Consider the following 18,002-nt stretch of genomic DNA (forward strand, 5'->3'; position numbering starts at 1 on the left):
GGTAGGGTGCGGGGCTTGCCCCCGCCCGTCGTTGAACGGCTTTGCCTCATGCTTATGGCGCAGCCGGGCGGGCGGGGGCAAGCCCCGCCCCTACTTCTATCAATTCCGCCAGCGTCCGCGCGTACAGCTTGTGCTCCACGGCCAGCCCGCGGCGCTCCACTTCTTCCAAGGAGTCAGCCCCGCGCAAGTCCACGGTTTGCTGGGCGAGGATGGGGCCGGTGTCGAGGCCTTCGTCAACCAAGTGCACGGTAATTTTGGTTTCGGGCAGCTGGTTTTCAAACGCCCACTCGTAGGCGTGCAAACCTTGGTGCTGCTGGGTGTCGGCGGGGTGAATATTGAGAATACGGCCCGCGAAGGGCTGGATGAAGGCCGGTGATAGGATGCGCATGTAGCCCGCCAGCACCACCAAATCGGGCTGGTATTGCTGAAGCAGCGCGGCTGCTTCGGCATCGAACGCTTCGCGCTTGCGGCCCTGGCTGGGCAGCGAGGCCACCGGACAACCCGCGGCCGCGGCCGCTTCGAGGCCAAAAGCGTCGGGCTTGTTGCTGAACACCACCACTACTTCGGCCAGATTTTTCAGCACACCGGTTTTGGTGGCTTCCACCAGCGCCAGCATGTTGGAGCCCCGACCGGAAAGCAGGATGGCCAAACGCGCCCGCCTTCCCTCCTGCCCTTCGCCGAACGAGAGGACCGACTGCTTAAATTGCTCGAAGGATGACAGGAGCTTCATCAGTTTCAGTTGGGCTTCCGGTCTCAATTTACAACGGTAGCGGTTAGCACCGGCGCGGGGCGCTGGGCAATGTCGGGGCGGAAGTAGGCGCCTTCGAACGTGACGCGGGCGCAGGCTTGGTAGGCGCGGGCAGTGGCTTCCTCCAAATCGTGGCCGTGGGCGGAGAGGACGAGGACACGGCCGCCGTTGGTCACCAGCTCGCCCGCCTCGTTGCGCTTGGTGGCGCCGTGGTAGGCCCGCACGCCAGCCGGCAGGTTGTCGAGGCCGGAGATGGGGAAGCCGGTGGGAAAGCCCGCGGCCGGGTAGCCGCCCGAGGCCAGCACCACGCCCACGAAGGCGCCGGGCCGTTGCTGCACGCCTTGTTTGGCGAGGGTGCCATCCAAAGTGGCCTCAATCAGCGTGAGCAGGCTGCTATCCAAGGCAGGCAGCAGCACTTCGGCTTCGGGGTCGCCGAGGCGCACGTTGTATTCCAGCAGCTTGGGGCCGGTGGGCGTGAGCATGATGCCGAAATACAGGAAGCCGCGGAACTCGAACTGCTCGTTTTGCAGGCCGCGCAGGGTGGGGTCCACGATGTCGCGGCGAATGGCAGCCAGCACGTTGGCATCGGCAAAGGGCACGGGGCAGTAGGCGCCCATGCCGCCGGTGTTGGGACCTTGGTCGCCGGCCAGCAGCTGCTTGTGGTCCTGCGAGGTGGCCAGCAGGCGGATAACGCGCCCATCGGTGAGGCCGATGATGCTGATTTCAGGACCGGTCAGCTTTTCTTCCAGCAGGAAGGAAAACCAGCCCGAATAGCTCGTTTGCAGGTCATCAAACGCCGCTTCGGCCTCTTCCGGCGAGGAGCACACGTACACGCCTTTGCCAGCGGCCAGGCCGTCGTACTTCACCACCACGTGCCCGCCCAGCTCGGCCGCCTTCGCGCGGGCCGCGGCAATGTTGTCGCTCCGAAACGGCCAGGCCTGCGCCGTCGCTACGCCGTGACGGCGCATAAACTCCTTGCTCCACACCTTGGAGCTTTCCAGCCGCGCCGCCGAGCGGGTCGGCCCAAAAACCTGGATATCGGAACCGGCAAAAAAGTCGGTGATGCCGGCCGCCAGCGGCGCCTCCGGCCCCACCACAATCAACCGGGAATCGTGGGCCTGCGCGAAGGCCCGCACGGCCTCAAAATCCAGCGGGTTCACCTCGGGGTGGCTGTTGGGGATGCCGGCGTTGCCGGGCAGCACGTGCACCGTGGCCCCGTCGCGGGTCAGCTTTTCGGCCAGGGCGTGCTCGCGCGCGCCGGAACCGAGGAGGAGAAGAGTTTTAGAGGCTGCCAATGTCTTCTGAACTTAAAATCTATCTTGAATTATGCTCTCTTCTACGCTTACTGAACTCGCTATGAATACCAAGTTGTCATTTTCATGAGGTTCACCCGAGTTTCCGCAAGGGTCAAAAGAGAGGTAATATTTCCCTTCTTCTAGCGTCTTAAAAACAACATCAGAATAACGACTCATAGCAAAATCTTCGCTAATGACAATTCTTTGTACGCCAGCCATATGGATTTTCAGCAGGCAAGGCACCCATTTACCACGAGTAGCTTCTTTGCGAATCAATACTTCTAAAGCAGCTTGCCGAAGCGAAGAATTATTGGCTGTATAATTCACTTCCAGCTTCAGAGAGCATATTTCTCCGTCGTTGAGCGCGTAACCAGCCAATAATTCTTCTACCGTTTTCATTCAGCAGTTTACAGTAACCGCAACTCCTCGTCGGCGGCGCGCAGCTTGGCTTTGGTGGCGAGAATGTCCTTGCTCAGGCGTTCGCGCAGCCGGGGCAGATTCAGGGCGCGCAGAGCGGCTTGGGCGGCGTTTTCGGGGCGCACTGCCAGGCTGGGCGTGCCGCCGGGCATGATGACCGACGCGTTCAGGTTCAGAGCCAGTTCGGCATAGTCCTGATAGGGCGGACATGAAATCACGGGCACGTTCACGTTGGCAGCCAGCGCGCCGCCGTTGCTTGTCACAGCAACGATGACGCCGGGCTCGATGCTGTTGTTCCAAGCCTCAACCATGCCGGCGATGGCTTCATCGTATTGGTAGGCTGAAGTCACGCGCAGTTGAGTGAACACGTCGTAGCCCTCCAACTGCTGGCGGATTTTCTCGCCGTGTTCCTTATAGTCCGGCGAGTCCAACACGATGCTCACCCAGGCGTCCTTAATCAGGCCGGCGGCCACGAGGTTGGCCTGCATGCGGGCGCGGGCGTCCTGGCGGCCGGTGTGGGGCGCGTCAGCGGCGCCGGTTTCGGCCGTGGGCAGGGGCTCGCCCACGATGCGCTCGTAGATGTCGAGGTAGCGGCGGCTGGCTTCCTGGGTTACTTCCGGGGTGAGGGCGCGAGGGTACTGGCCGTCTTTCTTGTTGGCAATGAGCCACTGGCGCACATACTCCTTATCCATCTGCTCGGCCGTTTCGGGGTTCCGGGCGTAGTCCTCCGTGCTCCAGAACCGAGAAGAGTCCGGCGTGTGCATCTCGTCGATGAGAATAAGCTGGCCGTTCAGCAAGCCGAATTCATACTTGGTATCCACCAGAATGATGCCTTTTTCAGCCAGCAGGCGCGAGCCCACGGCAAACAGCATCTGGGCCTTCACGGCCATCTGGTCGTACAGCTCCTTAGTCACCCAACCTTCGCTCACCAAGCTTTCGGGTGTGATTTCGCGGTCCGATTCCTCCTTGGTGGTCGGCGTCACGATGGCCTGCGGGAAGGCTTGATTCTTCGTCAGTCCATCTGGCACCGTCACGCCCGAGAACGTGCGCTGGCCGGCCTGGTAGCCGCGCCACATCGAGCCCGTCAGGTACTGGCGCACCACCATTTCCACCTTGATGGGCTGGGCCTCCTTCACCAGCATGGCGTTGGCATCAACGAGCTTGATGACGTGGTTGGGGATGATGTGCGACGTCTTTTCAAACCAGAAGTTTGCCAAACCGTTCAGCACTGCGCCCTTGTGCGGAATGGCCGTTTCCAGCACCGAATCGAAGGCCGAGAGGCGGTCCGTCACGATGATGAGGCGGTCGCCGCTGGGCGCGCGGAGGCTGTCGCGCACTTTGCCGCGGTGCAGCAGCGGGAGTTGGGGAGAAGCGAAGTGGGTGAGGGTGTTCATTAACTACGTTTCTGGGAGGCTAGTTTTGGGTGGCGAGTTGCACGGTGGGTGCCGCAGCAGCGTGTTTTTCGGCGATGTGCGCCACGATATTCTTGAAAATCTGCAGCCCCTCCCCTTCCTCGCTCGCGTCTGGATTTTGGCGGCGGCGGCGGGCCCAGTCGGGGTGGTTGTAGGCGGCCAGGAAGGCCTCGGGGTGCGGCATGAGGCCGAACACCTGCCCGGTGGGGTCGGTGAGGCCGGCGCAGTTCAGGTCGGCGCCGTTGGGGTTGAGGGGGTATTCGCTGGTGCCGTCGCCGTTGGCGTCGATGTAGCTCAGGCAGTTCAGCCCAGCAGCTTCGATGGCGGCGCGGGTGGCAGCATCGGGCACCACGAGGCGGCCTTCGCCGTGGCGCACGGGCACCTCCAGCTTGTCGATGCCTTTGAGGAAGGGGGTGCGGGCGGCGGGGTTCACGCGGAGCGTCACCCAACGGTCTTCGTAGCGGCCGCTGGCGTTGTGGGTCAGGGTCACTTCGGGGGTCACATCGCCGCCCAGGTTGGGTAGCAGGCCCAGCTTCACCAGCACCTGGAAGCCGTTGCAGATGCCCAGCACAAACTTGCCGTCGGCAATGAACTGCTTGATGTCGTCGAGTAGCGTGCGGCCGTCGGCGCTGGTCTGGCGGTAGCGCAGCTTGTTGGCCAACACCACGCCCGAGCCCAAATCATCACCGAAGGAGAAGCCGCCGGGGAAGTTCAGCACGTCGAAATCGTGGATGCTCACCTGGCCATGTAGCACTTGGTTGAAGTGCACGATGGCGGCTTCGGCGCCAGCCAAGCGGTAGGCAGCCGCAAATTCTTCTTCGCAGTTAATACCGAAGCCGGTCAGCACAAGCGCCCGCACTGTGCCAGCTGCATTGCCCGCATCAGTTTGTGCCTCCGATTGAACTTTATGTGCTCGTTGAGCCGAGTCTTGTGCCATTTCAAAAGTCTTTTGGGCCAATGGAAAAGGGTCTTGTGCTTTTAGAGCGAATTGGAATGGCTGAGGTTGTCGTTTGAAACTACACCAAGTAAATGGTTTACAGGTCCGTTGGTCCAGGCGGCGCGCAGGGCAGCGGTATTGGCCGAAATAACCGTCTTACCGGCGTGGCGCACGGTCAGCTCGCCATCTGATGTCACGATGCCGAGGCGTGAGGCACGCTCGCCGAGCAGTTGCTCGAACGCCACCACGTCTTCCGGCGCCACCGTGGCCAGGAAACGCGAGTGCGACTCCGAGAACAGTTGCGTGGCCAGCGGCAGGCCCGTTTCGGGCAGCTCCACCACCGCCCCGTAGCCGTAGCCGAACGTGGTTTCGGCCAGCGCCACGGCGAGGCCGCCGTCGCTCAGGTCGTGGCAGGACTGGATGAGGCTTTGGTCGTTGGCCTGGCCCACCAAGGTATAGAGCGCCTTGGCTTTTTCGAAATCCACCTTCGGTACATTGGCGCCCAGCTGGCCGTGCAGGGCGTAGAATTCGGAGCCGCCCAGCTCGTCGTGAGTCTCGCCGAGCAGGTACACCACGTCGTCGGCCTGTTTGAAATCGGAGGTGATGGCGCGGCGAACGTCTTCCATCTTGGCCGTCATCGAGTAGAGCACGGTGGGGGGCACCGAAATCTTCACGCCGTCGGCCTTGAAGTCGTTTTTCATCGAGTCCTTGCCGCTGGTAAGCGGGATGCAGTAGGCCGCCGTGGCATCGCGCAGGGCTTCGCACATGCGCACCAGCTTGGCCAGCTTCTGCTTGCCGTCGGGGTTGCCGGCGGGGTCGTACACCGAATCGGGCACGCAGAAGTTGTCGTTCACCGACCAGAAAATGCCGTCGCCGGGAGTCAGGTTCGGGAGCTTCCCTCCCACCGCAATAATCTGGCGCACCGCCTCGTCAAACGAGCCAGCCGACATGTCATAAGCGTCCAAATCGCCGTAGCGCGGCAGAATGCCGTTGCTTACCGCCACGCCTTCCCAGCTCTCGAAATTGAAGCGCACCACGGCCGCATCCTGCGGAGCCTGGCCGGTCGCGCCCATCAAGGGCTTCACAATCGTGCGCCCCTTCACCTCGTGGTCGTACTGGCGAATGACGGACTCGCGCGAGCAGATGTTGAGCGAGCCCAGCAGTTGGGTCAGCGTTTCCGTGTAATCAAGAGAGGAAGGGATTTGGGGTTCGAATCCTTCTGGTTTGGTCCACTCTGCTTCCAGCACCTTGCGGGGCACGCCCTCGTGCAGGAATTCCATATTGAGCCGCGCCACCGGCGCGCCGTCGAAGCGCACGTCTAGGAAACCATCGGCAGTAAAGTAGCCGATATCGGTCAGCTCCACTTCCATTTCCTGGCCCAGCGCCGTGATTTCGGCCATTTTGCCGGGTTCCACCACCAGCGTAAACCGCTCCTGGGACTCGCTCACGAAAATCTCCCAGGGGCGCAGGCCAGGGTACTTCAGCGGCACGCGCTCCAGCTCCACCACCGCGCCGCCGGAGATGCCGGCCAGCTCGCCCACGGACGACGACAGGCCGCCCGCGCCGTTGTCGGTGCTGCACTTCAGCAGGCCGCCGCGGGCCGCCAGCAGCAGGAAATCCATGGCCAGCTTCTGGGTGATGGGCGAGCCGATTTGCACGGCCGTGGCCGGTGCGGTTTCGTCCAGTTCGATGCTCGAAAACGTCGCGCCGTGGATGCCGTCCTTGCCCACCCGGCCGCCGGCCATGATGATGCGGTCGCCGGCGTCAATCTTCTTCTCCCACGAGTCCAACCCGGCAAACTGCATGGGCATCACCGCGCCGGTGCCGCAGTACACCAGCGGCTTGCCGGCGTAGCGGTCATCAAAAACAATCGCGCCGTTCACCGTGGGCACGCCCGATTTGTTGCCGCCGTCCTCAATGCCCTTGCGCACGCCTTCCAGAATGCGGCGCGGGTGCAGCTGCCCGGTCAGCAATTGTCCGTCAAATTCCGGGTTGCCAAAGCACAGCACGTTGGTATTGAACAGCAGCCGCGCACCCCCGATACCGGTGGCCAAGGGGTCACGGTTGTTGCCCAGAATGCCCGTGATGGCCCCGCCGTAGGGGTCGATGGCCGAGGGCGAGTTGTGCGTCTCTACCTTCCACACGAACAGCGAATCGGGGTTGATGCGCACCGCGCCAGCGTTGTCCGAAAACACTTTAATCAGCCAGTCGTTGCCGTTGGCGCGCAGCTGCCGGTCTACTTCCGAAGTGGCGTTTTTAATGTATGTTTTGAAGAGCGAATCAATCTGCTTTTCCTCGCCCGTCTCGGTGTCTTTGTAGTTGATAACGGCCGCAAATTCCTTGTGCTTGCAGTGCTCCGACCAGGTTTGGGCAATGATTTCCAACTCGCAGTCCGTAGGGTCGGCGGGCAGGCCGGCGGCCTGCCGCTCCGCCTGCGTCTCAACGGCGGCGAAGTAGTCGCGCACGGCCCGCATTTCCTCCAGGTTCAGCGCGTAGATGTTGTCTTTCGACAATTGTACGAGCTCCGCGTCGCTCAACCCAGTCAGTGAAACAACCTCCGTAATGGCCTCCGCGCCGCCGCCGGGGCGCGGCGTATAGTCGCGGATGCCATCGGCCACGCGGCCCACTTCCAGCCAGTTGATGAGCTTGTTGCCGAGCAGCTCCTCGGCGAGGCGGCGCAGTTCCGTTTCGGGCAGGTCGTTTTCGAGCAGGTAAAGCTTCTTGCTGAAAATGTGCTGGGTGTGCACGTCCAGCGGCTCGTTTAGGATATCGGCCAAGGCGTTTTGGGCCGAGGTTCCCTCATCGTCGGTCACACCAGGGCGGCGAGCCACCAGGATGTATGTGGCGAAGCCTTCGGCGCCGCTCAGCTCGTTCAGGCGCACGTCGTGCAGCACCGGGTCGGCGAGGCAGCGGGTGGCGAAGTCGCGCAGCTGGGTTTCGCTCAGCGGGTAGCGCACGGTGTAGAGGGCGGCGCTGCGCACGCGGCCGGTGCGGAGGCCGAGGTGGCGGGCGGCGGCTTCGGCCACGCGCTGGCCGTCGCCGTCGTGCTGGCCGGGTTTCAGCGTGAGCTGGATGGTGTGGGTATCGGTCATTTTGGAATGTAGGGGCGGGGCTTGTCCCCGCCCGAATCGTTGCACGATTGCCATCGAACGACTCCGTTCAACGGCGGGCGGGGGCAAGCCCCGCCCCTACTTAGTTAGAACGCTTTCTCCGGCCGGCTGCCGGGCTTCACCACCGGCAGGCCAGCGGCGCACAAAGGGCAGCTCTCCGGCGCATATGTCGCGGCCTGGACCTGTAGCAGCGCAAAATGGGGGAAATCCAGCCCGCCTTTTCCGCCGGTGCGGTCGATGAGCGAGGCTACGGCCAGCACTTCGGCGCCCAGGGCGCGCAGCACCTTGGCTACTTCCTGGGTGCTTTTGCCGGTCGTCACCACATCTTCGGCAATGACCACCCGCTCGCCGGGCTCCAGGGTGAAGCCGCGGCGCAGGGTCATCTGCCCGTCGGCGTCGCGCTCGGTGAAGATGCCGGGCACGCCCAACTGCCGGGCCAGCTCGTAGCCAATCACCACACCGCCCATGGCGGGGCCCACCACCACATCAGGCTGCAAGCCGGCGGCCTGAATCTGGCCGGCCAGCGCGGCGGCAGCCGGCGCGGCCAAATCGGGCCGGCGCAGGAAGCGGGCGCACTGCACATAGGCATCGGAGTGCAGGCCCGACGACAGCCGGAAGTGCCCGCGTAGCAGGGCGTCTTCCTGCCGCAGCTGCTGCTCCAGCAGCTCGGCGTCGAGGGCGATGGGCGAATGGGTGTTGGTGGTCTCAGTCATCTGTTTTAGAAAAACTAACATGCAAAAAGCCGCAGTGAAGCGGCTTTTTGGTTCAGGCGTGGGTTGGGCTCGTCACGGCCCGAAATTCGTTGATTTGCGCTTGCAATTCGCGCGCCGCAGCACCTGCGTCTTTCGCCTGCCAGATGCCGCGCGAGGAGTTTATGAGCAGGCCGCTGCCATCGGCGCGGAGGCCGGCGCGGAGCGTGGCGGCCAGGTCGCCGCCCTGCGCGCCGATGCCCGGCACCAGAAACCACTGCGCGGGGCAAGCGGCGCGCACCTTGGCCACGGCGGCCGGCTCGGTGGCGCCCACCACCAGTCCGATGGTCGATTCGGTCAGCTCCTCGTCCATGAGGCGGGCCAAGCGGGCGGCCCAGTCGCTGATGGAGCCGCCGCGCGTCATGGCGGCGTCCTGCAGGCCGTGCAGGGGCTTGTTGGAAGTTTTAGCGAGCGAGAACACCATCTTGCCGGGCCGTGCAAAGGGCCGAATGGTGTCGTCGCCCATGTAGGGGTTCACCGTCACGGCGTCGGCCCCCACGATGTCGTAGGCGAAGCGGGCGTACTGCTCGGCGGTATTGGCAATGTCGCCGAATTTACCGTCCAGAATCACCGGAATGTCCTGCGGGATGCTGCGCACGGTGTCGCGGAGCATGGCCACGCCGTTTTCACGGCTCAGGAAAAAGGCGAGGTTGGGCTTGAAAGCGGCCGCGTAGGGCGCGGTTTCGGCAATGACTTCGCGCAGCCGCTGGGTGGCTTGGGCGTCATCGCCCGTGGGGTCGAGGCCCACGCACAGCAGGGAGTTAACGGTTTCGACGCGGGTGAGGAGCTTTTGCATAGCGGGGTGCGAAGCGGAGAGTTTGGGTGGGATTTGGAGGAGGAAAGTAGGAGGAGTCTATTCAAAACGTCATGTCTCGGCTGCGCTCGACATGACGTTCTTATTCATCATTTCGCGTTCTGCATCACCTCAGAGGCCAGCCGCGCTGCGAGGCCCGGCGACAGCCATTCGCCGCTGGCCACTTGCACGGCCTGGGCGCCCACGCGCAGGTAGTCCTGCACGTCGCGGAGGGTGAAAATGCCGCCCGTGCCAAAGATGGGCAGCGTCAGTTTCTCGTCATTGGCCAGTTCCCACACGCAGCGCAGCGACAAGGGCCGCAGCGCCTCGCCCGAGAGGCCACCCACCAGCGGCGAGGCGGCAGGGTCGGCGGGCAGGTGCAGCACCTTCAGGGTATTGGTGGCGGCCAGGGCCGTAGCGCCGCCTTCCTGCGCGCCCAGGGCCAGGCCCCGGATGTGCTCGGGCCACGGCGGCAGCTTCACCACCACGGCCGCGTCGGCGCGCAGTTCGTTGCGCACGGCCTCGGTGGCTTCGCGCACGAAGCGGGCCGTCACATCGGCCCCGGAGGCACCGGGCGGCGTGGTGATGTACACTTCGAGGCCCGCGATTTGGTTGCCGGCCTCGCGCTGCAGGTAGCGCGCAATCTTGCGGAAGCCGGGCACGCCCGGCGCTGTGATGCTCACAAACACCGGCACGCCGAAGCGGCGCAGGCGCGGCAGGTGCTCCTGCACCAGCAGTTCGGCGCCTTCGATGCGCAGGTCGGTGCGGTTGAGCAGGGTTTGGTCGGCCACTTGCAGGATGCCTTCGTCGCCGGGCAGGCCGGCGCGGGGCTCCATGGTCACGGTTTTAGTAAAAATCGCGCCCAACTGCTCGTAGCCGGCGCCGTCGAGCTCCCAAGGCGCGGCCGCCAGGCACACCGCATTCTGTAAGGTAATAGCGCCGAGTTTCATATTTTCATATAAGGTTGTGCGGGTGTTCGCCTCGTTCCCGCCTCTCTCCCCAAAGAGAGTGGGCCAGGCGGAGCTTAGCGTCACGCGTTTAGTTAAGAGTAATAGCGGGGGTACTAACTGCGGCAGAATCGAAAGGATAAGGCGTGGCCAGGGCAGGAGTTTTGGGCAGAAAAAAAGCCGCTTCGAAAACGAAACGGCTACACACAAGAAGATAGATGCGGCACGGCGGCCGGGCTGGGCACAAAAAAACCGTTTCGGAAAACCGGAACGGCAACGGGCGAAACACCAGAAAAAGCAGCAGAAAATTCGGCAAAACCGACAGGCGACAAGACCTGCTGGCCTCGTTGCGGAGCGTCGTAGCCGAGCGTTCCGCACTTCATCGTTTGGTTATTGGGGTGAAGCACGATGCAAAATTAACGAAGCGTTACGCCCGGTCAACCTTTGGTAATATTAATTTTTTACTGTGATGTTTTTTCGCCGTTTTGTTTCGACCCTAACTCCCTAATCAGGGCCCTTTTCGCTTGGGCTTTCGACGAATAAAAAACTTCAGCCCTTTGTAACGCATTGCGTTGCAAGCACAAGCCGCCGTAACTTTGACAGCTTTGCCCCTGAAATGCAACCGCCCACTGCAAACAACAGGCAGCAAAAAGGCCCTGAAATACTCGGTATTTCAGGGCCTTTTTGCTTGGCGGGCAGCGTCCTTATCACCGGCGCAACGCATCAGCTAAAAGCCTGCGCACAACCGCAAATCAGCTCGTGGGGCCGGTGTCGACGCGCGCCTCGATGGTGGCCTGCACGGTGCTGTTCACGGCCGAGAGGATGTTGTAGCCGGTGGCCTGCTCAATGGCGTCGACGGTGGTGCGGTAGCCGCTCCAGCTGGAGCTGATGCTGGTGGTGTTGGGCGTGTCGATGGCGATGATGCGCGTGCCGGTGGTCACGCGGCTGGCGTCGGAGCTGCCTTCGGGCAGCACCACTACCACTTTCCAGCAACGGGCCGGCACCGTGATTTTGCCGCTGGCAATGGTGGTGGCGTAGCCGTTCACGCCGGTGCCGCCGCTGCCGTAGCTCCCGCAAATGACGTACAGCTCGTAGCCCTGGCCCACGAGGGTGCGCTCGTAGTTTTCGAGGCCGGCCCAGGTTTGCTGGTTGTTGTTGGCGGCCTGGGGCATCATGTTGGTCATGAGGAAGGTGGCCGAGTTGTCGGCCACCGAGCCGGTGCGGTCGGCCGAGGGGCAGTTGTGGCCGCGGTCGAAGCCCGAGCCGGTGTAGCTGCTGCTCGTGGCCCGGAACCAGCCGCTGGGCAGCGTGGCGTCGGACGCGAAGTTGTCCTGGCGGGGGGTGCTGCCCAGCCAGGCGCTGCTCAAGTGCCAGCTCACCCAGTTGGGCTTGCCCTTGTCGCGGCTATACGAGAGGGCGTACTGGGTTTTGCTCATCAGGTAATTATTGGGCGAGTTGGTGGCGTCGGTCACGGCGCCGCTGGGGTTGCCCATGGCGAGGTGGCTGTCGCGCGTGGCGTCCTGGTTCACGGTGGCGGCGGTGGGCGTTTGGTTGGGCTCCACTTGCTCGGTGCGCGAGCAGGACACGGCCAAGGCCGTGAGCAGCGCCAGGCTGCCAATGCGTAGGAAAGTTTGCTTCATAAAAAAAAGAAAGAAAGTGAGCAGTGGCCGCAAAATTCCGGCGAGGGCAATGCGGCGGCACCATCGCAATGTTACGGTTGCTTTATCATTATCCTGCGTGAGGAAAGCACAAAATTTTGGCATTGACTATCAGCTTTATGGAATGATATTTGAGCATTACATATTGCATTTATTCGAATATCTTTGGCAGCGCCCGAACGGCTGTTCTGAGTTAATTCAAAAGTGTACTTCTCTCCATTTTTTCCACCTTTTCCATCTTTTCACATGCGCAAACGCTTACACCTTTTCTGGATATTGGCCCTACTCGGCCTGTTTTTCGCCAAGCCCGCGGCGGCTTCCCACTTGCAGGGCGGCGACCTGACCTACGTCTCGCTGGGCAGCAACCGCTACCTGGTCACGCTTCATCTCTACCGCGACTGTTCGGGCATCACTCCCAGCCAGTTCACTTTGAGCTGTAAATCGAGTGGCTGCAACGGCCCTGCCACTGTCACGGCCCCGCTTGTGCAAGTGGGCCAGCCGGTGGCGGCGCGCCAGTACTGCGCTACCCTCACGGGCCTTTGCAACGGCACCGTCACCAACACCGAGGCTTACACCTACACCGCCACTGTGACCTTGCCCCCGGCTGCCCAGTGGATACTCAGCACTGAACAGAACGCGCGGCCCGCCACCGCGAATATTGTCGCCGGCGACCTGTACCTGGAAGCCACATTGAATAACCTGCTCCCGCAGGCGGGCACGACCGGGCTACCCATCGTCAACAATTCGCCCATAGCCAGCGTGCAGCCTGCTTTTTTCGTACCGGTGCACCAGCTCACCTCGCTGAGCAACAATGCCTTTGACGTGGACGGCGACTCGCTGGTGTATTCGCTCGAATCGCCACTTCAGGCCTGCAGCACCCCGGCCACCTACAATCCTTACCCGACTAGTTCTATCAGCGTTATCAGCACCAACCCGACGTGCATCTACCAGCCGCTGCCCATCTCGGCGTATAGCCCCACGATGCCTATTATCGTTGATGTAGATACCCTTGGCGCCTGCCCGGTGAAGACGGCCGCTAACCCGCGCTTCTTCTTCGATGCCCGCACGGGCAACATCACCATGCAGCCGGGCCGCTACCTGAGCACCACCAGCGCCAACGGGGATAATAAATACGCAGCAGCCATTAAAATCAGCGAATACCGACGCCTCAACGGCCGCTATGTGCTCGTGGGCACCATGCGGCGCGAGCTGTACTTTATGGTGTACGACTGCGGCACCAACCTCATGCCGGTAGTAGGCCCGCAGGTAACCGTGCAGGCGGGCACGCGCAGCACCGTGCAGGCCCTGGGCCAGGCCATTCCGGTGGTAGCAGGCGAGTCGGTTTCGGTGCTCATCAACGCCACCGACCGCAACGCCGGCCAAGCCCTCGCCCTCACGCTCGACTACAACGCCGTGCCCGGTGCCACCCTGCAAAACCTTGGCAACGGCCAGGCGCGCCTCACCTTCACGCCGGCCCTGGGCACTGTGCCCGGCACCTACCGCGTGGCCGTGACGGCCGAAGACAACGCCTGCCCCATCAAGGGCATGGACACGAAGATGGTCACCTTCAGCGTGGCAGCCAGCAGCCCGCTGGCCGCCCGCGCCAAAACGGCCCTGACCATCGACGCCTATCCCAACCCTTTCACCGACGCGGTACAGTTCCAGCTGGGCACGCCGGGCGTGCAAACCCTGACCATCAGCGACAACCTGGGCCGCGCCGTGGCCACCGTGCGCAGCCAGGCCGATGGCTCGGTGCGCTGGCAGCCGGCCGCAAGCCTGCCCGCCGGCCTCTACCTGGCCCGCACCGCCGACGGCAGCCAGCGCGTGCGCCTGCTGCGCAACGCCGCGCAATAAGCCAGGCTGCTCAGCCTCTCTGCAAGCAAAAAAGCCCTGCCGACGGTGTCGGCAGGGCTTTTTTGCTTGCAGAAAGACAGGTGAAATTAGCGGTTGCCAATCACCAAGCGTTGCGTGGCCAGCTTCTGGCCGGTGGCGTCGCGCAACACTACGTGGTAGAGACCGGGCGCGAGTGCGGGCAGCTGCGGCTGGGCATTGGCAGGCGTGATGGCGACTTGGCCCACCAGCTGGCCCAGCTGCGAGTAAGCCTGCACCAGGCCGCCGGTGGCCGGCAGATTGAGGCCGCGCACCAGCACGGCTTCGGCGCCGGATGCGGGGTTGGGATACACTTGCAGCTGCGGGGTGGCGGCCAGCTTGCCCACCGTCAGCGCCGCCACCGGCGAGTACGTGGTGGTGCCATCCACGTCGACCTGGCGCAGGCGGTAATACAGGAGGTCAACGCCCTGCGCCCCGGCTTCTGCGTCGCGCAGCTTGTAGGTGCGGGCCTGGGTGCTGTTGCCGGCGGCGGCCACCTGGCCCACCGCCTCAAAGGCCGTTTCGGGGCCCTTGGCACGCTCCACCACAAAGTAGCTGCTGTTTTTTTCCGTGGCCGTGGCCCAGGTCAGGTCGGCCGCGCCGTTGTTCCATTTGGCGGCGAAGGCCGTCAGCTCCACGGGCAGCGGCGTGATGACCGAGGGCAGGCCCCCGCTGCGGTCGTCGGCAAAGGCCGTGTATACGGGCAGGCTCGACAGCACCGACAAGCCAGACGTGGCCGTAATCTGCACCGAATTGAAGGCCTGCGTGGTGAGAAACGAGATTTCCTGGCGGCCGTTGGGCAGCAGGTTCACCGAAAGCAGCGAGCTGCCCGAGGCGCTTTCCAGCACGTTGCCGTTGGCATCGTAGGTGGTGAGGGTAAGTTGGTCGAGGGCAGCTGCGTCGAGCAGGCCAGCGCCCGCGCCCACCACCATACCGGCCCGGTTGCCGGCAGCGCCCGTGCCATTCAGGGCCAGCTTCAGGTCGACGGTCGAAAGGGCGGCCGTGGGCATGGCAATGGTGGCAAACGTGTTGGGGTCGTTGTCGGCGGCACCGGCCGGGTTGGTCACGCCGCAAGTACCGTTGATGGCCACGCACACCACAGCGTTTTGCCGCACTTCGTAGGTATTCGAGAAGCCGGGCTGGGTGGGGTCGTTGTCCGACAGCACGTGTGTGGTGCCCTCAAACGCGCGCGGCTCCACGCCAAACCCATAATACAGCCGCAGGTTGTCGAGCGCCGACACCGTGCCCACGCGCTCAATCTTCACCTCATCAAAGGGCAGCGTGGTGGGGAAGCTGACCTGGTATTTGCCATCGGGCAGCGCCCGCAGCTCCAGCAAGCCCGCCCCGGTGACCGACTCGCCGGTGGCCACGCCGTTGCGGTAGGTGCTAATGCGCAGGCCCGACAGCACGTCCAAATCGAGCAGGCCGCCGTTGCCAATCACAAAGCCGGCGTAGTAGCCGGCCGGGGCGGGCCGGGTATCGGCCAGCTTCACCGACAGCGACTGCGCACACGACACGCCCACCGGCGTCACAAACTGCGCGTAGTCGGTCAGGCTGTTGTTCACGGCCTGTTCGGGGTTTTGCACGCCGGCTCCGGCGCACACACTCACCACGCCCACGTTGGAGGTGCTGGCGCCGTAGTATGGCGTGAGCGAAGCAGCCGGCAGGTTGAACTGCGAGATAACGCCCCGGGCCTGCTGCTGCTGAAGCGACGGCACGGCGTAGGCATAGTAAATCCGCAGCTTGAACGAAACCGAGGCCACCCCGCCCACGGTGATGCTGATTTTCGAAAAGGCCCGGTTGGCCACGAACTCCAACTGCGTGGGCCGCTCGTCGCCCGCCAGCAGGTCGCGCACCACGGCGGCCGATACCACGCGCGTTTCCAGGACGTTGTTGCCGGTACCGTAGGTGCGCAGCGTGATGGCACCCAGCGCGTTGAGGTTAATCAGGTTTCGATTGGTGCTCACGTTGGCCACCACAATGCCGGCGCGGTCGCCAATTGCCCCTGTGCCGTTGAACCCCAGGCGAATGCCCGAACTCGAAAGCACGCCAATGGTGGTGTTCAGGGTGGCGTAGTTGGTAAGCGACGCATCGGCTGTCCGCTCCGGATTTTGCACCCCCGATTCTAAAGTGACGGAAGTGAAGGGAATGGTTGTGGAGACGTAAGGGTCGTAGTCTGAATACTGGTTGTTGTTTGAATAAACCGGGAGGCCCGCTGCGGCCGAAACTCCCGCGCGCAGAACCATCGCAGTGGCCAGCACCAGCAGGGCACGGAGCCGGCCGGTGGAATGAAGCATGTGAGTAAAAGCGTGCATGACGTTGAAGAAAAATATTTTAACTAATTGGCACTGTGCCTGCCATCTTCTTGCAATTCCGCGGCCACCACGTGCCAGGCTAGCTGCATGGCTTATTCTCAACTAGATATGAATTGCGCAGCAAGCCGTATCATTCCCAAAACCGGAATATGTTCCTAATTTGAGAAACAAGCCAATTTATTAGCGCAATCCGAACGCAATTTCACTTCGTATATCCCCCATTTTGATGAGCTTTTTGCCCCTAGAGGTATTTATGATGTAATTTTGTAATTATGATTTTTCCAATGTATTAATCGTTCCAGACACCAACTGTTATTCGCTGGGCCATCTTGCACACACCTCTTCATTCCCTAGTTCCATGACATCTACCTTACCATTCAAGATTTTTGTCATTGAAGACAACGAGTGGTATGGCGAGCTGCTGGTGTACCGGTTGAGCCAAAACCCCAACCACAGCGTGCAGCGCTTCGCCACGGCCCGGGCCTGCCTCGACCACCTGGACGAAAAGCCCGATTTCATCACGCTCGACTATTCGCTGCCCGACGCCAAAGGCGAGCAGCTGCTGCGCCAGATTCGGGAGCGCCTGCCCGGCACCGAGGTGTTGGTGGTATCGGGGCAGGAAGACGTGGGCACCGCCGTGAGCATGCTGCGCCAGGGCGCCTACGACTACCTGGTGAAGGACGAAAACACGCTGGACCGCCTCTGGAACATCGTGGGCAAGGTGGAACAGCAAGCCCGGCTGCGCCGCGAAAACAGCCAGCTCCGCCAGCAAATCGGGGCGCGCTACGGGGCCGGGCAGGCCATTCTGGGCGAGCACGCGTCCATTCAGCAAGTGCATTCGCTCATTGCCAAAGCGGCCCGCACCACCATCACGGTGAGCGTGAGCGGCGAAACGGGCACGGGCAAGGAGCTGGTAGCCAAAGCCATTCACTTCCAGTCGAGCCGGGCCGCGCAGCCCTTTGTGGCCGTGAACATGGCGGCCATCCCGCGCGAGCTGGTGGAGAGCGAGCTGTTTGGGCACGAGAAGGGCGCCTTTACGGGCGCGGTGGCGCGCCGCGTGGGCCGGCTGGAAGAAGCCAACGGCGGCACCCTCTTCCTCGACGAAATTGCCGACCTTGACCTGAGCCTGCAAGCCAAGCTGTTGCGCGTGCTGCAGGAGCGCGAGGTGACGCGCGTGGGCGGCAACCAGGCCGTGAGCTTCGACGTGCGCCTGATAGTGGCCACCCACCGCGACCTGCTGGCCGAGGTGCAGGCCGGCCGCTTCCGCGAAGACCTGTACTACCGCCTGCTGGGCTTGCCCATTGCCCTGCCGCCCCTGCGCCAGCGTGGCAACGACGTGCTGCTGCTGGCCGAAGAATTTGTGCGCGACTTCTGCGCCCAGAACAACCTGCCGCCCCGCCTGCTCGCCGACGACGCCCGCGAGCGCCTCAAGGGCCACCCCTTTCCCGGCAACGTGCGCGAGCTGAAGGCCGTGGTGGAATTGGCCGCGGTGCTGGCCGATGGCGAATTAATCAACGGCGACGACCTGCCCTTGCGCGCCGGCCGCACCACCGTGGGCCCGGGCAGCCAGCTGTCGCTGCGCGAGCAAACCACCGCCATTGTGCAAAGCTGCCTCGACGAGATGGAGGGCGACGTGCTGGCCGTGGCCGCCCGCCTGCGCATCGGCAAATCAACCATTTACCGAATGATACAGCAACGGGAACTGCACATAAGCTAACGGGTGCGTAACGCTCCACTATCTTGCTGTTGCAA

14 protein-coding genes are annotated in these 18,002 nt (G+C 62.9%); 2 read left to right on the top strand and 12 right to left on the bottom strand.

What is annotated here, in order from left to right:
- Positions 1–52 precede the first annotated feature (52 nt).
- The 11 genes from purN to MTP16_RS01185 form a co-directional block, all read right to left on the bottom strand.
- Positions 53–730 (bottom strand): phosphoribosylglycinamide formyltransferase, encoded by a 678-nt coding sequence (gene purN / locus MTP16_RS01135; protein WP_243515144.1) that lies wholly within the window; start codon positions 728–730, stop codon positions 53–55.
- A 23-nt stretch (positions 731–753) separates the two neighbouring features.
- Positions 754–2,043: a phosphoribosylamine--glycine ligase gene (gene purD, locus MTP16_RS01140; protein WP_243515145.1), complete on the bottom strand. Its 1,290-nt coding sequence runs from the start codon at positions 2,041–2,043 to the stop codon at positions 754–756.
- A 12-nt stretch (positions 2,044–2,055) separates the two neighbouring features.
- Complete coding sequence (locus MTP16_RS01145; protein ID WP_243515147.1) at positions 2,056–2,442, bottom strand: hypothetical protein; 387 nt, start codon at positions 2,440–2,442, stop codon at positions 2,056–2,058.
- Between the two features lie 8 nt (positions 2,443–2,450).
- The gene (locus MTP16_RS01150) at positions 2,451–3,854 is read right to left on the bottom strand and encodes a phosphoribosylaminoimidazolesuccinocarboxamide synthase (RefSeq protein WP_243515148.1); all 1,404 of its coding nucleotides are present in this window, start codon (positions 3,852–3,854) and stop codon (positions 2,451–2,453) included.
- Positions 3,855–3,873: 19 nt separating this feature from the next.
- Positions 3,874–4,731 (bottom strand): phosphoribosylformylglycinamidine synthase subunit PurQ, encoded by an 858-nt coding sequence (locus MTP16_RS01155; protein WP_243515151.1) that lies wholly within the window; start codon positions 4,729–4,731, stop codon positions 3,874–3,876.
- A 119-nt stretch (positions 4,732–4,850) separates the two neighbouring features.
- Positions 4,851–7,901, bottom strand: a complete 3,051-nt coding sequence (locus MTP16_RS01160; protein ID WP_243515153.1) for a phosphoribosylformylglycinamidine synthase subunit PurL — start codon at positions 7,899–7,901, stop codon at positions 4,851–4,853.
- A 104-nt stretch (positions 7,902–8,005) separates the two neighbouring features.
- Positions 8,006–8,632: an orotate phosphoribosyltransferase gene (gene pyrE, locus MTP16_RS01165; protein WP_243515155.1), complete on the bottom strand. Its 627-nt coding sequence runs from the start codon at positions 8,630–8,632 to the stop codon at positions 8,006–8,008.
- A 52-nt stretch (positions 8,633–8,684) separates the two neighbouring features.
- Positions 8,685–9,464: an orotidine-5'-phosphate decarboxylase gene (pyrF, locus tag MTP16_RS01170; RefSeq protein ID WP_243515157.1), complete on the bottom strand. Its 780-nt coding sequence runs from the start codon at positions 9,462–9,464 to the stop codon at positions 8,685–8,687.
- Positions 9,465–9,571: 107 nt separating this feature from the next.
- Complete coding sequence (locus MTP16_RS01175; RefSeq protein ID WP_243515159.1) at positions 9,572–10,411, bottom strand: dihydroorotate dehydrogenase; 840 nt, start codon at positions 10,409–10,411, stop codon at positions 9,572–9,574.
- A gap of 197 nt (positions 10,412–10,608) precedes the next feature.
- On the bottom strand, positions 10,609–10,815 hold the full coding sequence (locus tag MTP16_RS01180; RefSeq protein ID WP_243515161.1) for a hypothetical protein: 207 nt from the start codon (positions 10,813–10,815) through the stop codon (positions 10,609–10,611).
- Positions 10,816–11,160: 345 nt separating this feature from the next.
- Positions 11,161–12,048: a DNA/RNA non-specific endonuclease gene (locus tag MTP16_RS01185; RefSeq protein WP_243515163.1), complete on the bottom strand. Its 888-nt coding sequence runs from the start codon at positions 12,046–12,048 to the stop codon at positions 11,161–11,163.
- A 264-nt stretch (positions 12,049–12,312) separates the two neighbouring features.
- Here MTP16_RS01185 and MTP16_RS01190 point away from each other — a divergent pair, with 264 nt between their 5' ends.
- The gene (locus MTP16_RS01190) at positions 12,313–13,920 is read left to right on the top strand and encodes a T9SS type A sorting domain-containing protein (protein WP_243515165.1); all 1,608 of its coding nucleotides are present in this window, start codon (positions 12,313–12,315) and stop codon (positions 13,918–13,920) included.
- Positions 13,921–14,006: 86 nt separating this feature from the next.
- Here MTP16_RS01190 and MTP16_RS01195 read toward each other — a convergent pair whose 3' ends face one another.
- Positions 14,007–16,232, bottom strand: coding sequence for a T9SS type A sorting domain-containing protein (locus tag MTP16_RS01195; protein WP_243515166.1), 2,226 nt, complete (start codon positions 16,230–16,232; stop codon positions 14,007–14,009).
- 376 nt (positions 16,233–16,608) lie between these two features.
- On the opposite strand from MTP16_RS01195, the gene MTP16_RS01200 reads away from it, so the two are divergent.
- Positions 16,609–17,967 (top strand): sigma-54-dependent transcriptional regulator, encoded by a 1,359-nt coding sequence (locus MTP16_RS01200; RefSeq protein WP_243515167.1) that lies wholly within the window; start codon positions 16,609–16,611, stop codon positions 17,965–17,967.
- Positions 17,968–18,002: the final 35 nt, after the last annotated feature.

The sequence above is a fragment of the Hymenobacter monticola genome (genome assembly GCF_022811645.1).
In the GTDB taxonomy this organism is placed as follows: domain Bacteria; phylum Bacteroidota; class Bacteroidia; order Cytophagales; family Hymenobacteraceae; genus Hymenobacter; species Hymenobacter monticola.

Excerpts from the sequence above, each read along its gene's own strand:
- purN (WP_243515144.1), bottom strand. The coding sequence starts at position 730 with ATGAAGCTCCTGTCATCCTTCGAGCAATTTAAGCAGTCGGTCCTCTCG.
- MTP16_RS01145 (WP_243515147.1), bottom strand. The coding sequence starts at position 2,442 with ATGAAAACGGTAGAAGAATTATTGGCTGGTTACGCGCTCAACGACGGA.
- MTP16_RS01150 (WP_243515148.1), bottom strand. The coding sequence starts at position 3,854 with ATGAACACCCTCACCCACTTCGCTTCTCCCCAACTCCCGCTGCTGCAC.
- MTP16_RS01160 (WP_243515153.1), bottom strand. The coding sequence starts at position 7,901 with ATGACCGATACCCACACCATCCAGCTCACGCTGAAACCCGGCCAGCAC.
- pyrE (WP_243515155.1), bottom strand. The coding sequence starts at position 8,632 with ATGACTGAGACCACCAACACCCATTCGCCCATCGCCCTCGACGCCGAG.
- pyrF (WP_243515157.1), bottom strand. The coding sequence starts at position 9,464 with ATGCAAAAGCTCCTCACCCGCGTCGAAACCGTTAACTCCCTGCTGTGC.
- MTP16_RS01175 (WP_243515159.1), bottom strand. The coding sequence starts at position 10,411 with ATGAAACTCGGCGCTATTACCTTACAGAATGCGGTGTGCCTGGCGGCC.
- MTP16_RS01185 (WP_243515163.1), bottom strand. The coding sequence starts at position 12,048 with ATGAAGCAAACTTTCCTACGCATTGGCAGCCTGGCGCTGCTCACGGCC.
- MTP16_RS01190 (WP_243515165.1), top strand. The coding sequence starts at position 12,313 with ATGCGCAAACGCTTACACCTTTTCTGGATATTGGCCCTACTCGGCCTG.
- MTP16_RS01195 (WP_243515166.1), bottom strand. The coding sequence starts at position 16,232 with ATGCTTCATTCCACCGGCCGGCTCCGTGCCCTGCTGGTGCTGGCCACT.
- MTP16_RS01200 (WP_243515167.1), top strand. The coding sequence starts at position 16,609 with ATGACATCTACCTTACCATTCAAGATTTTTGTCATTGAAGACAACGAG.